The sequence below is a fragment of the Pseudomonas sp. LjRoot71 genome, from assembly GCF_964253255.1.
GTDB lineage: Bacteria > Pseudomonadota > Gammaproteobacteria > Pseudomonadales > Pseudomonadaceae > Aquipseudomonas.
In genome coordinates, this window is record NZ_CAXURA020000001.1 from 613,271 (window position 1) to 626,019 (window position 12,749).

General features: G+C 60.5%; 13 protein-coding genes. 1 reads left to right on the plus strand and 12 read right to left on the minus strand.

Annotated elements, in window-relative coordinates:
* Positions 1-24: 24 nt before the first annotated feature.
* The 10 genes from ACSQ17_RS02985 to putP form a co-directional block, all read right to left on the minus strand.
* Positions 25-1,719 (minus strand): SpoIIE family protein phosphatase, encoded by a 1,695-nt coding sequence (locus tag ACSQ17_RS02985; RefSeq protein WP_436067521.1) that lies wholly within the window; start codon positions 1,717-1,719, stop codon positions 25-27.
* A 15-nt stretch (positions 1,720-1,734) separates the two neighbouring features.
* Positions 1,735-2,040, minus strand: a complete 306-nt coding sequence (locus ACSQ17_RS02990) for an STAS domain-containing protein (RefSeq protein ID WP_090252075.1) — start codon at positions 2,038-2,040, stop codon at positions 1,735-1,737.
* A 157-nt stretch (positions 2,041-2,197) separates the two neighbouring features.
* The gene (gene fliJ / locus ACSQ17_RS02995) at positions 2,198-2,650 is read right to left on the minus strand and encodes a flagellar export protein FliJ (RefSeq protein WP_436067522.1); all 453 of its coding nucleotides are present in this window, start codon (positions 2,648-2,650) and stop codon (positions 2,198-2,200) included.
* Between the two features lie 3 nt (positions 2,651-2,653).
* Entirely contained in the window at positions 2,654-4,015 is a 1,362-nt protein-coding gene (fliI, locus tag ACSQ17_RS03000) for a flagellar protein export ATPase FliI (RefSeq protein ID WP_436067523.1), read from the minus strand.
* Positions 4,005-4,823, minus strand: coding sequence for a flagellar assembly protein FliH (gene fliH, locus ACSQ17_RS03005; protein ID WP_436067524.1), 819 nt, complete (start codon positions 4,821-4,823; stop codon positions 4,005-4,007). Before fliH ends, fliI begins: the two co-directional genes overlap by 11 nt.
* 3 nt (positions 4,824-4,826) lie before the next feature.
* Complete coding sequence (fliG, locus tag ACSQ17_RS03010; RefSeq protein WP_436067525.1) at positions 4,827-5,843, minus strand: flagellar motor switch protein FliG; 1,017 nt, start codon at positions 5,841-5,843, stop codon at positions 4,827-4,829.
* Positions 5,836-7,623, minus strand: a complete 1,788-nt coding sequence (gene fliF, locus ACSQ17_RS03015) for a flagellar basal-body MS-ring/collar protein FliF (protein ID WP_436067526.1) — start codon at positions 7,621-7,623, stop codon at positions 5,836-5,838. The genes fliG and fliF overlap by 8 nt, the downstream gene beginning before the upstream one ends.
* Positions 7,624-7,638: 15 nt before the next feature.
* On the minus strand, positions 7,639-7,968 hold the full coding sequence (gene fliE / locus ACSQ17_RS03020) for a flagellar hook-basal body complex protein FliE (RefSeq protein ID WP_090252062.1): 330 nt from the start codon (positions 7,966-7,968) through the stop codon (positions 7,639-7,641).
* Between the two features lie 94 nt (positions 7,969-8,062).
* Positions 8,063-8,284: a VF530 family DNA-binding protein gene (locus tag ACSQ17_RS03025; RefSeq protein ID WP_436067527.1), complete on the minus strand. Its 222-nt coding sequence runs from the start codon at positions 8,282-8,284 to the stop codon at positions 8,063-8,065.
* Positions 8,285-8,515: 231 nt separating this feature from the next.
* Entirely contained in the window at positions 8,516-10,003 is a 1,488-nt protein-coding gene (putP, locus tag ACSQ17_RS03030; RefSeq protein WP_436067528.1) for a sodium/proline symporter PutP, read from the minus strand.
* 603 nt (positions 10,004-10,606) lie between these two features.
* Here putP and ACSQ17_RS03035 point away from each other — a divergent pair.
* Positions 10,607-11,467, plus strand: coding sequence for an HDOD domain-containing protein (locus tag ACSQ17_RS03035; RefSeq protein ID WP_436067529.1), 861 nt, complete (start codon positions 10,607-10,609; stop codon positions 11,465-11,467).
* On the opposite strand, the gene ACSQ17_RS03040 is transcribed toward ACSQ17_RS03035, so the two are convergent.
* Complete coding sequence (locus ACSQ17_RS03040) at positions 11,468-11,887, minus strand: group I truncated hemoglobin (RefSeq protein WP_436067530.1); 420 nt, start codon at positions 11,885-11,887, stop codon at positions 11,468-11,470.
* Between the two features lie 2 nt (positions 11,888-11,889).
* Entirely contained in the window at positions 11,890-12,747 is an 858-nt protein-coding gene (locus ACSQ17_RS03045) for a DUF3034 family protein (RefSeq protein ID WP_436067531.1), read from the minus strand.
* Positions 12,748-12,749: the final 2 nt, after the last annotated feature.

Consider the following 12,749-nt stretch of genomic DNA (forward strand, 5'->3'; position numbering starts at 1 on the left):
GCTCCCCTCGCGTGTTGCCCCGGATTATGCCCCAGGCAACCAGGAAAACTCCACGCGCACCCCCGGTTCGCCGTCGCCCCAGCTGCAACGTTCACTCAGTTGCCTGACCAGGGCCAGCCCGCGGCCGCTCAGGCTATAGCGGTTGCCGGGCGCCGCCGGTACATGCTGCGCATCGAACCCCGAGCCGCTGTCTTCGACGCGAATAATCAAGCGCCCACCCGTGCCCTCCGGCAACAACTGCAGGTGAAAGCGCACAAAACCATCGGTCAGTGCCGCCAGGCGCATGCTGCGCTGACGGTAATACTCGGCAAACCCTTCGGCATCGGCCTTGAGCGCCGAGTCCAGACCCAGCACACCATGCTCCAGGGCATTGGAATAGAGCTCGGCCAGCACACTGAACAGCGCGCCACCTTGCGGGCGCAGGCCTTGCACCTCCAGCAGCAACTGCAGCAGAAACGGCAGCGGGTTGAAGTGGCGCAGGGTTTCCCCGCGAAACTCGAAACTGGCAGACCAGTCCAGCGAATGACTCTGGCCATTGTCGGCAAAGGCCAGTGGCGGTCGCGTCAGTTGGCCATCGGCGACCAGACTGACTTCCAGCAGGCTGACATCATCCTGCTGCTCACCACTGAAACGCAGCAGCGCCTGCTGAATCTCGGCAAACAGCGCCTGCGGTTGCCGGTTGGCGGCAAACACCTCAAGCAGCCGCCCTTCACCAAACAGCTCGCCCTGCTTGTTACAGGCCTCCAGCACACCATCAGAGAGCAGAAACACCCGATCCCCGGGTGCCAGTGGGTATACCTCGTACTTGTCGTTGAAGGCAGCGGGTTCCAGAACGCCCAGGGGCAAGTGCCGCGACACCAGTGGCAAACGCTGGCCATCAGCGTGCAGCAGGTAGCCATCAGGCAGACCACCGTTCCACACCTCGACCACCTGACGCTGAAAGCTGATATTCAACACCGTGGCGCAGCAGAACACCCCGCGCGGCAGGATGCGCTTGAGCTTGGCATTGATCTCGCGCAGCACCTCGGCCAGGGAATACCCCTTGGCGGTCATGCCGTAGAACACTTCAGCCAGCGGCATCGCGCCAATCGCGGCGGGCAGACCATGACCGGTGAAATCACCCAGCAGCACATGCATGCCGCCAGAAGGTTTGAAGGCCGCCAGCAGCAGGTCGCCATTGAAGACCGCATAGGGCGATTGCAGGTAGCGGATATTCGGCGCATCCAGGCAACCAGAATGCGCCACCTTGTCGAACACGGCTTTGGCCACACGCTGCTCATTGAGCAGGTGCTCGTTGTGCCGGGAAATCAGGTCGCGCTGTTGCAGCACGGTTTCCTGCAGGCGACGCAGACGGTCCATAGCCTTGATCTTGGCTTCGAGAATGACCCGGTTATAGGGTTTGGCGAGAAAGTCGTCGCCGCCGGCCTCCAGGCACCGCACCAGGGCTTCGCCTTCGGTCAACGAGGTGAGGAAAATAATCGGCACCAGCTCTTCGCCGGCCGCCTGCTTGATCCGCCGCGCCGCCTCGAAACCGTCCATAACCGGCATCAGGGCATCCATCAGCACCAGCTGCGGGCGCTCCTGCTCAAACAGCGCCACGGCCTCCAGGCCATTACTGGCCGTCAACACGCGATGCCCCTGACGGCTGACAATAGTCGACAGTAGCATGCGATCAGCCGCGTTGTCCTCGGCAATCAGGATGGACAAGCGCTCGGACATGACACGTGCTCCGTGTCAGGCGATCTTGAACAGCTGCTCGAAATTCGAGATGGCGAGAATCTTGCGCACATCCGGGTTGCAGTTAAGCAAGCGGATCTGTGCACTGTCACCACCCGCGTGATCGCGCAGCAGCAGCAGCATGCCGAGCGCCGAACTGTCCAGGTAGGTGGTGTCTTTGAGGTCTACAACGTAGCGTTGCGGGGTGCTGTTGACGCGCTCGTAGGCATTGCGAAATTCCTGATGAGCACCGAAATCAAAGCGTCCCTGAATCAGAATGGTCAGCTCTTGCCCGTCGGATGAGGGCAGCGAGGTGATGGCCATGAATTACTCCTATCAACGAAAAGACCGGGCCGCACGTTCAGGTGGGCCAGACTGCAGGTTATGCATGATCAAGATGTAGCATCGCTACGCCCATGCGGCAACTGTTTAGGGTGAGGTGATGTTGCCATTCATGCGCCGCCGCTGACGGCAATTCGGCCTAGTACTGCGAATTGCGCGCGCTCAGGCGTTGCGACAACTCATCAAGCAGTTTCTGCTCGCGCTTGTCTTCGGCCATGCGGGCTTCGTCCTGGTAGCGCTTGACCAGTTTGCGCAGGCCCTCCAGACGGGCATAACGCTGCTGCCAGACGTCACGTACCTTATGCATATTGGCGCGGTGCCAGTCCACGCTATTGCGCTGCTGACCAATCGCCGTTTCCAGTTGCGAAAGAAAGCGCTGGTAGTTCATCAGCCACTGCCCGGAAACGCCGCGCTGGCCCTCGGTGATCCACTGCTGCTGATAATCACCGCGGTAGCGCTCCAGATCGCCCAGCTGCACTTCAGCCTGACGCAACAGGCCTTGGGCGTGGCCAAGTTGCAAGGCAGCTTCGCGCTCGGCGCGCTCGGCCATGTCGACTACCGGGGCCAGCCGTGCGGCCCGGCTTTGCGCCATGGATTAGGCCCCTGCTGCAGCGGGGTTGAAGGTGGCCGCCAACTGGGTGCGACTGTTTTCCAGGCTCTCGTTATCTTGCAGGCTCTGGCGCAGGTACTTGACCATGGCGGGCTGGCGGGCAATTGCCAGATCAGTGTCGGCATCGCCACCGGCAACGTAAGCGCCCACACTGATCAGATCACGACTCTGCTGGTAACGCGACCACAGTTGCTTGAAGCGCTGCGACAGCCGCAGGTGCTCTTCGCTGACCACCTGCGGCATCACCCGGCTGATCGACGCTTCGATATCGATGGCCGGGTAGTGCCCTTCTTCCGCCAGGCGGCGGGACAACACGATATGCCCGTCGAGCACACCACGGGCAGCATCGGCAATCGGGTCCTGCTGGTCATCGCCTTCGCTGAGCACGGTGTAGAACGCGGTAATCGAACCGCCGCCCTCCTCCGCATTGCCGGCACGTTCCACCAGCTTGGGCAGGCGGGCAAACACTGAAGGCGGATAACCCTTGGTGGCGGGTGGCTCACCGATGGCCAGGGCGATTTCGCGCTGGGCCTGGGCAAAACGGGTCAGCGAGTCCATCAGCAGCAGCACGTTCTTACCCTTGTCGCGGAAATACTCGGCAATGCGCGTGCAATACATCGCCGCGCGCAGACGCATCAACGGCGCATCGTCGGCTGGCGAGGCTACCACCACCGAACGCTTGAGGCCCTCGTGGCCGAGAATCTCATCGATAAACTCCTTAACTTCGCGGCCCCGCTCACCAATAAGCCCAACCACGATGATGTCGGCCTCGGTAAAGCGCGTCATCATGCCCAGCAACACCGATTTACCTACGCCGGTGCCGGCAAACAGGCCCAGCCGCTGGCCACGGCCAACGGTCAACAAGCCGTTGATCGAACGAATACCCACATCCAGCGGCTCGCTGATCGGATGACGGTTGAGCGGGTTGATGGTCGGACCATCCATCGGCACCCAGTCTTCGGCCTTCATGCCACCTTTGCCGTCGAGGGCGCGGCCGGTGCCATCAAGCACTCGGCCGAGCATCGACATGCCCATCGGCAGCCGACCGGTGTCAGGCAATGGCACCACGCGGGCACCTGGCGCGATACCGGCCAGACTGCCGACCGGCATGAGGAAGATCTTGCCGTTGGCAAAGCCCATGACCTCGGCTTCAACCTGCACCGGGTGGTAGCTGTCGTCGTTGATCACCAGGCAGCGGCTGCCCAGGGCTGCGCGCAGGCCTTCTGCCTCCAGAGTCAGGCCGACCATGCGCAGCAGGCGCCCTTCCACCAGCGGTTGAGTGGGCAACTGCACGGCATCGGCATAACCGCCCAGGCGCTTGGCGAAGCTCACCCGATCAAGGCGCATCGACGCTCGCCTGCTTATCTATCTGCGGGGCATCCAGGTCGATATGCAGATCCGCTTCCTGCGGGTGCGCGGCCTGTTCACGCTGCTGCTCGAAGAGTTGCTTGAGGGCCTGATTGAGGCGGGTTTCCACAGTGGCGTCGATACGACTGAGCTCGCTTTCCACGCGGCAACCGCCGGGCAGCAACGAAGCATCTTCGAGAATGCGCCAGTTTTCTTCATGGCGTTCGCGCAAGGCCTTGATCATCTCGAAGTCTTGCGGGTTAACGTGAATGCGGATGTTGCTGGTGCCCATAGGCAGCAGTTTGAGGGCCTCGCTCAATACCTGACGGATCTGGCTGGAGTCGCTGACCAGCTCGCGCTGAATCACCTGGCGCACCATCTGCCCGAGCAGCGTCACCATCGCTTCTTCCAGCTGCTGATCCTGCGCGGCAATAGGCTCGAACAGCTGAGTCATCAGTTGTTCAAGACCGACCATTTTCGCTGCTAGGGCCATGTCGGCCTCTTGCTTGGCTTTCAGTTGGCCGGCGTGGAAGCCGTCTTTCTCGCCCGTGGCAAAGCCTTCGTTGTAGGCATCCTGGCGAATGGCTTCCAACTCGTCCAACGTCAAGGGTTTGACGTCTTCCAGGGCAATCTCTTCGCTTTCGGCCGGCGCCTGCTCGCTCGTCTCAACCAACGGCTCGGCCGCCTGCTGCTCTGCGCTGGGTTCAGGCGTTTCCACTTCGGGGTCGAAGCTGGGCAGCGCCCACAGATCGACACCCTTGAGGTCCTTGGCGCGAATCAGCTCACTGGGCGGCTCTTTGCTGGACATTGTTTAGACCATTTCCTCGCCGCCCTTGCCGCCCAGGACAATTTCCCCGGCTTCGGCCATGCGGCGGGCAATGGTGAGGATTTCCTTCTGCGCGGTTTCCACGTCGCTGACGCGTACCGGGCCTTTGGCCTCGAGGTCGTCGCGCAGCAACTCGGCAGCACATTTGGACATGTTCTTGAAGACTTTTTCCTTGATCGCCTCGTCCGCACCCTTGAGCGCCAGCACCAGCACATCGGAGGACACTTCGCGCAGCAGCGCCTGAATACCGCGGTCGTCGACATCGGCCAGGTTGTCGAAGACAAACATCAGGTCTTCGATCTGGTTGGAGAGGTCTTCGTCGACTTCGCGGATCGAGTCCATCAGTTGACCTTCGACCGAGCTGTCGAGGAAGTTCATGATGTCCGCTGCACGCTTCACCCCGCCCAATGCAGCACGGGTGGTGCTGGCACTGCCGGAAAACTGTTTCTCGAGAATCTGGTTGAGTTCTTTCAGCGCCGCAGGCTGCACGGTATTCAGCGAAGAGACACGCAGGACGATATCCAGGCGCACCTTGTGATCGAAGTGGCCAAGCACTTCACCGGCCTGATCAGGATCAAGGTAAGCCACCACGATGGCCTGGATTTGCGGGTGCTCATAGCGGATCACATCCGCCACCGCGCGCGGTTCCATCCATTTCAGGCTGTCCAGACCACTGGTGCTGCCGCCTAGCAGAATGCGGTCGATCAGGTTGCCGGCCTTGTCCTCGCCCAGTGCTGCGGTGAGCATCTTGCGGATATAACCATCGGCGCCGACGCCCAGACTGGTCTGATCACCGACAATCTCGACGAACTCGCCCATTACCTGTTCGACCTGCTCGCGCTGCACGTTACGCATGCCGGCCATGGCCACGCCAACCCGCTGCACTTCCTTCGGCCCGAGATGGCGCAGCACCTGAGCTGCGTCGGTTTCACCCAGCGACAGCAGCAGAATCGCGGCCTTGTCGACCTTGCTCAACTTAGTGGCGGTTCGATTCTCACTCATCAGCGTTAATCCACTCTTTGACAACCTGGGCTACGCGGCCCGGGTCTTCGGCAACCAGGCTCTTGATTGCGTTCAATTGTGCATCATACCCCTCGCTCGGGCTCGGCAGGAGGATGCTTTGCGGGCCGCCCAGGCTGACCCGATCCTCGGCCAGCTCGCCACCCAGCGCACCCATTTCGCCCAGTTCGACGTCACCATCGCGGCCATCACCCTGCCCCTTACTGCCATTGGTGATGTTGTTGAGCACTGGACGCAACACACCAAACACCAGAATCAGGATAAACAGCACACCGAGCACTTGCTTGACGATGTCCCAGAACCACGGCTGGGTGTAGAACGGAATATCGATCAGTTCCTCGCCCAGTTCGGCGGAGAACGGCGTATTGATCACGCTGACGCTGTCGCCACGGCTGGCATCGAAACCCACCGAGTCCTGCACCAGGCGAGTAAAGCGTGCCAGGTCATCACTGCTCCATGGCACCCGGGTGGTTTCACCCGTGGCTGCGTCAACCTTGACCTGATCATCCACCACCACGGCCACCGACAGACGGCGCAAGCGCCCCTGCTGCTGCTTGGTGTAGCTGATCGAACGGTCCAGCTCGAAGTTGCGTGTGGACTGCTCGCGCTTGTCCGCTGGGTATGGCGCCAGCATCGGCAGGCCGGTGGCCGGGTCGATAATCTGCGCACCATTGGCATCCAGCAGCGGCTGCCCGGCAGCAATCGGCCCTGGCACTGCTGCCGCACCTGCGCCGGCCTGTTGCGGAGCCGCGCCAGCTGCCGGTGGCTGATTACTCAGTGCACCCGGTACACCCTGCGGCGGCTGGCTGCTGGTACGTTGTTCGTTGACCGACTGCTCACTGCGCAGCGCTGGTTGATCCGGGTTGAACATTTCCGAGGTGGACTCCACGGCACTGAAGTCCACATCTGCCGACACCTCGGCCTTGTAGCGACCCGAGCCGAGCACCGGCTGCAGAATGTTGTGCACGCGCTGGGTGAACAGGCTTTCCATCCGGCGGCTGTAGTCGAATTGCTTGCCGGCCATGGTCAGTTCGGACATTTCCTGAATATCCGAGAGCAGGTTGCCCTTCTGGTCGACCACGGTGACCTGCGACTTGTCCATTTCCGGCACGCTGCTGGCGACCAGATTGACAATGGCCATCACCTGACTGGGCTCCAGGCCACGACCGGAATACAGCTCAACCAGCACCGAGGCGCTGGGCTTGCGCTCATCACGCACGAATACCGAACTCTTCGGGATGGCCAGGTGCACGCGGGCGGCCTTGACGTTGTTCAGGCTGGAAACCGTGCGCGCCAGTTCACCTTCCAGGCCACGGCGATAACGGGTGGCCTCCATAAACTGGCTGGTGCCCAGGCCTTGTTCTTTATCGAGGATTTCAAAACCGACGCTATTGTCCTTCGGTGCGACGCCAGCTGCCGCCAGGCGCATACGCGCGCGAGCCAGATCATCGGACTTGACCAGCAACGCGCCGGAGTTAGGTTCCACGGTGTATTTGATATCGGCGGCAGACAGCGTCTCCATCACCTGGGACGCATCCATGCCATCCAGACTGCCGTACAGCGGGCGGTAATCCGGCTGCTGCGACCACAGCACCACAGCAAAGCCGATCGCCACACTGGCTGCCAGGCCCACCAGCAGACCGATCTGCCGCAACATCGACATATCGGAGAGGTTTTCCAGAAAGGTCAGGCCGAACAGCGGTTTCTTCGGCTCATCGCCACCGGTGGTGGCAGGTACGTTTGCAGCGACGGCTTCAGCCATGATTCAGCCCTACCCTTAAACCGGCATCTGCATAATGTCTTGATACGCCTGAACCAGCTTGTTACGCACCTGGGTCATGGCCTGAAAGGAAACGCTGGCTTTCTGCGAAGCAATCATCACGTCCGTCAAATCTACGCCACTGGTGCCCATTTCAAAGGCTGTGGCCAGCTTATTGGAGGCTTGCTGGGTTTCGTTGACCTTGCCCACCGCCTGCCCGAGCATCTCGGAAAAGCTCGGCGCACCGGGTTCAGGCGTGCTGGCGACAGGCTTCTGACGCGCCATGGCGTCGGCCTGCATGGAACGCATCTCCAGCATCAAGCGATTGAATTCAACACCCTGGCTCATCACTACCTCCACTGGCCGCGGTTTTTTGACGCTTCGCGGCGTTTGCAGAGGTACTGCAACAAGGGTGCCAGATTCTCGAAGTGCTCTTCAGCGCCTACTGGCGCGTTTGCGAGCGGATATACAGCGCCTCGACCTTCTCCCGCGCCCAGGGCGTTTTGCGCAGGAAGGTCAGGCTGGACTTGATGCTCGGGTCACTCTTGAAACAGCGAATGTCGATGCGCTGCGCCAGGCCATCCCAACCATAGCGTGCCACCAGAGCATTGAGAATGGCTTCAAGGGTTACACCATGCAGCGGGTTGTTCGGTGATTGAGTCATGCGGAACCTGTTTGGCAAGGCAATGAGAGGAACAATGCCCGCCACCTTAGCCAAGCGTGCCGCCGAGGCAAAGCCCAAAGACACCACAGGCTTTTTTACGGGCCCATAAAAAAGCCGGCCCAACACCAAGGGTGTGGGCCGGCGAAGCACTATCGGGTCACACGCACACAACCGCGGAAAGCTCCCGCGCGGCAACTGAGCGACCAATCAATTGCCGTTTATCAGTGGCACTCAGGCCGACTGGTATTCCTTCTCGGCTTCGTCGAAGCGCTTGATCATGCTGGCGGACGGACCATTGCCGACCTTGCTGAACACCAGAATGGCGATGGTGGCGAAGATAAAGCCCGGGATGATTTCGTACAGGCCCAGGTGACCGAGGAAGTTTTTCCACAGGATCACGGTCAGGGCACCAACCAGCATGCCGGCCAGCGCGCCGTTGCGCGTCATCTGTTTCCAGACCAAGGACAGGATCACCACCGGACCGAAGGCAGCACCAAAGCCTGCCCAGGCGTAGGACACCAGGCCCAGAACGCGGTTTTCCGGATTGGCGGCCAGCATGATGGCGATAACAGCGATCAGCAGCACCATGGCGCGGCCGACCCAGACCAGCTCGGTCTGCGAAGCATCTTTACGCAGGAAGGCCTTGTAGAAGTCTTCTGTCAGGGCGCTGGAGCACACCAGCAACTGGCAACTCAGGGTGCTCATCACGGCAGCCAGAATGGCAGACAGCAGGATGCCGGCAATCCACGGGTTGAACAGCAGTTTGGCCAGCTCGATAAATACGCGCTCCGGGTTCTCGGTTACCGGGCCAGCGAGGTCCGGGTTGGCGGAGAAGTACGCGATACCGAAGAACCCAACTGCCACTGCACCGCCCAGGCACAGGATCATCCAGGTCATGGAGATGCGACGGGCTGCCGGGATCGATTTCACCGAATCGGCCGCCATAAAGCGCGCCAGGATGTGCGGCTGACCGAAGTAGCCCAGGCCCCAGGCCATCAGCGAAATCACACCAACAAAGGTTGCGCCTTTGAGCATGTCGAAGCTGGTAGCGTCTTTCAGTTCAATAGCCGCGAAAGTGGCATCAGCACCGCCAGTGGCAATAATCACCACAATCGGGGTGAGGATCAGGGCGAAGATCATCAGCGTAGCCTGCACGGTGTCAGTCCAGCTCACCGCCAGGAAACCACCGATAAAGGTGTAGGCGATGGTCGCTGCCGCACCGGCCCACAGCGCCGTCTCGTAGGACATGCCGAAGGTGCTTTCAAACAGGCGGGCACCGGCCACAACGCCCGAGGCGCAGTAGATGGTGAAGAACACCAGAATCACCAGCGCGGAGAAGATGCGCAGCACACGGCTGCTGTCTTCAAAGCGGTGAGTGAAATAATCCGGTAGGGTCAGGGCGTTGCCGTTGTGCTCGGTCTGCACACGCAGACGGCCGGCTACGAACAGCCAGTTGAGGTAGGCACCGACGATCAGGCCGATGGCGATCCAGCCTTCGGACAGGCCGGAGAGGTAGACAGCACCTGGCAGGCCCATCAGCAGCCAACCACTCATGTCCGAGGCACCGGCCGACAGCGCGGTGACGAAACTGCCCAGGCTGCGGCCGCCCAGGATGTAGTCGGAAAGGTTTTTGGTGCGCATGTAGGCGAACAGGCCAATCAGCACCATCAGTGCGATGTACACCACGAAGGTGACGAGCATCGGAGTATTTGCAGTCATTGGGGAGCTCCCCTCTTGATTGTTGTTATTTCGGCAACAGGGGGTAGCCCCATTGCCCACGTGGCAATCCACACCCGCGGTAACGGGTATCTGTAGCGACAAATCGGTTCAAGCAGCGGGCAACGGCAACTGCAAACCCCATGCAGCACTCACCACCGCCCAACCGTTTGCCCCTGTCGAGGCAACTGAAGCCCCAATACAACAACGGGCGCATGCCATATCAGACAGTCGCCCGTATAAATCCATTTAGGCGCCAGCCAGCGACATGCATACCGCTAACTGACGTCGCCAGCTCCACCACAGACACGCTGAAACGGGTCAACCACACCCCGTCAAAGCCCTTGAATGAACACTGTCTGTATATAGGTGTAGCCCAACTGCACTAACCTGCCGTGACAACCGGCCGGCAAAAAACTGCGCAATGCATAAGTAGGGAACGGAATTTAGTGGCAGAGGCATGGCCGCTTCTTACAAAAAACTCTGAAGTTTTTGCAAAAACCTCCAGGCCTGGGAACTTCCCGCAAACGATTGTTTTATGCCAATGCCGCGAAAAACTGCTGACAGTGCCACCCATCGCCTGTACGCATGGCAGCCAGGAGGTGTGTGTTGCTGAGCGAAGCGTCCGATTACGCCATTTACCGACGTGCAATCTCGCAATTGATGCAGGGCGAAGAACAATTGCCCAGCCTGCCGACCATTACCTTGGATATTCGCCGCGCCCTGGGTGACCCGAACCTGTCGAGCAACGCTCTGGTGCGACTGATCAGCCGCGACCCCGCACTCAGTGCCCTGCTGATGAAACACGCCAGCAGCGCGCTCTACCGCCAGGCCATCGCGCCGAAAACCCTGCGTGATGTGATCAACCTGCTCGGTCTGGCGGAAGTGGATCGGATCACCATGGTGCACAGCATCAGAAGCCTGTTCACCCTGCACAGCGCCGCGCACAAACGCCTGTTTGTCGAGACCTGGGAGCGCCTGGTGATCAAGGCCAGCACCTGTGCCATGCTTGCCCGTCTGCTCGGCCACGTCACGGCTGAACATGCACTGCTGGCCAGCCTGCTCAGTGAAGTGGGCAATCTGGTCGTGCTGTCAGCCTTCAAGAATGACAGCCAGGCACCCTCAGGTGCGTTGTACGACAAGCTGTGCTGCGAATACGGCAAGTCGCTGGGAGTGATCGTGCTGAAAAAGTGGTCGGTGGATAGCCACTACATCGAAGTAATCCGCGACACCGGCAACTGGCAACGCAGCCCAGGGCGTAGCCTGCAGTTGCTGGATTTGGTCAATCTGGCGCTTTACCACGCCACCAAGCAGCACAGCCCAAGCGCCGAACTGCCGCCGCTGGAACAGCTGGCGGCCTATCAAAAATTATTGCCACCGCAAAATTTCATCAGTGAGAACGGCGAGCTTGAGGTGGTCGTCAGCCATCATGATGAAATCCAGGCGATTGCCCAGACCCTGCGCTAGCTAACGATCCAGCACCTGACCCCGCTGCGGTGCCAGGCGCGCCAGCAACCGATTCTGGGCTGTAATGGCCACGCCCTCAGCGGTCATGGCCTTCTGCAGGTTCTCCACCAATGCATTGAAGTCACTGGGTGTCAGCCCCAGCCCCTTATGGCTTTCCTCCAGGCTGTCACCGGTGTAGGTGCACGGGCCTCCGGCGTCCACGCAGAAATGCTCGACCAGTTTGTCACGCAACCGCTCGATATCGATGTTCTCGAAGTGCCGCACAATGCGCGGGTCACCGGCAACGTTGAGCAGCATCCCCTCGACAATCCGGGTAATCCCCGCCTGTTCACCCAGCTCACGGTACAGGCTGTCGTCTTTGACCGACGACTGGGCACAGGCCGTCAGGGTCAGAACAGCAGCCAATAACAGACTACGCATACTTAAAAACTCCCCTGCACAGACAGGTAGACGCCATCCTGATGCTCCAGCGTGGCGATTTCGCCAAGCCGGGCATAAGCCAGCACCACGGCCAGGTGCTTGTTGGGAAAGTAGCCGAGAAACAGATCCGCCCAGTCACTTTCCCCGGCAAAATTCAGGTTGTCCGGTTTTTCGCGGTACTCCACGCCCAACGCCCAACTGGGGTTGAACAGCACGGCGACGGAGCCCTCTTTGAGCACGGAATGGCGGTCACGGCGATCGCCACCAAAGCCCAGCAAGCCCAGTTCATTGGCCCGGCTATAGCGAACACCACCATTGAGCAGCAGGTTGTAGCCAAAAGCGCCACCCAGGATCAACCGGCTGGCGGTGATATAGCCTTCGGTGTCTTCGCTACGCTGCGCGCCCACCAGACTGGGGATCAGAAAATCCTTCTGTCGCTTGTGCTGGAGCCCCAGAGACACCTGCGGCAGCTGGTCATAAATCAGGTCACCGAACAGGCGCACCTTGAGGCCGAAGATGTCCTGGCTCAGGCTGTTCTCCGGCAGATTCAGGCCGCGCGCCAGGTTGCCCAGATCAAAACGCTGGCGGGCGTAGGACAGCTCGATGCGGTTATCAAAGGCAACACCAACGCCGGCCACATCCAGGCGGTAATCACCGGTTTCCACCCGTGTGGCAAACACATCCGCGCCCCACTCACCGCGCTCGCCATAGCCTGAAAGCACCGCCCAGGGCGTGATGCCACCACCGGCAGCGCCCTCAATACTGCTGGCTCCACCAGTGGCCAGCAGCCTACCATCAGCACAGGCCAGCTGGCTCAGCAGGCCGAGAAACAGCACAACACAAGAAGACCGTTTATTCATGC

What these genes read in the sequence shown, in the direction of transcription:
- ACSQ17_RS02985 (WP_436067521.1), bottom strand. Translation starts at nt 1,719, where the DNA reads ATGTCCGAGCGCTTGTCCATCCTGATTGCCGAGGACAACGCGGCTGAT.
- fliG (WP_436067525.1), bottom strand. Translation starts at nt 5,843, where the DNA reads ATGAGTGAGAATCGAACCGCCACTAAGTTGAGCAAGGTCGACAAGGCC.
- fliF (WP_436067526.1), bottom strand. Translation starts at nt 7,623, where the DNA reads ATGGCTGAAGCCGTCGCTGCAAACGTACCTGCCACCACCGGTGGCGAT.
- fliH (WP_436067524.1), bottom strand. Translation starts at nt 4,823, where the DNA reads ATGTCCAGCAAAGAGCCGCCCAGTGAGCTGATTCGCGCCAAGGACCTC.
- ACSQ17_RS03045 (WP_436067531.1), bottom strand. Translation starts at nt 12,747, where the DNA reads ATGAATAAACGGTCTTCTTGTGTTGTGCTGTTTCTCGGCCTGCTGAGC.
- fliJ (WP_436067522.1), bottom strand. Translation starts at nt 2,650, where the DNA reads ATGGCGCAAAGCCGGGCCGCACGGCTGGCCCCGGTAGTCGACATGGCC.
- putP (WP_436067528.1), bottom strand. Translation starts at nt 10,003, where the DNA reads ATGACTGCAAATACTCCGATGCTCGTCACCTTCGTGGTGTACATCGCA.
- fliI (WP_436067523.1), bottom strand. Translation starts at nt 4,015, where the DNA reads ATGCGCCTTGATCGGGTGAGCTTCGCCAAGCGCCTGGGCGGTTATGCC.
- fliE (WP_090252062.1), bottom strand. Translation starts at nt 7,968, where the DNA reads ATGAGCCAGGGTGTTGAATTCAATCGCTTGATGCTGGAGATGCGTTCC.
- ACSQ17_RS03025 (WP_436067527.1), bottom strand. Translation starts at nt 8,284, where the DNA reads ATGACTCAATCACCGAACAACCCGCTGCATGGTGTAACCCTTGAAGCC.
- ACSQ17_RS03040 (WP_436067530.1), bottom strand. Translation starts at nt 11,887, where the DNA reads ATGCGTAGTCTGTTATTGGCTGCTGTTCTGACCCTGACGGCCTGTGCC.
- ACSQ17_RS02990 (WP_090252075.1), bottom strand. Translation starts at nt 2,040, where the DNA reads ATGGCCATCACCTCGCTGCCCTCATCCGACGGGCAAGAGCTGACCATT.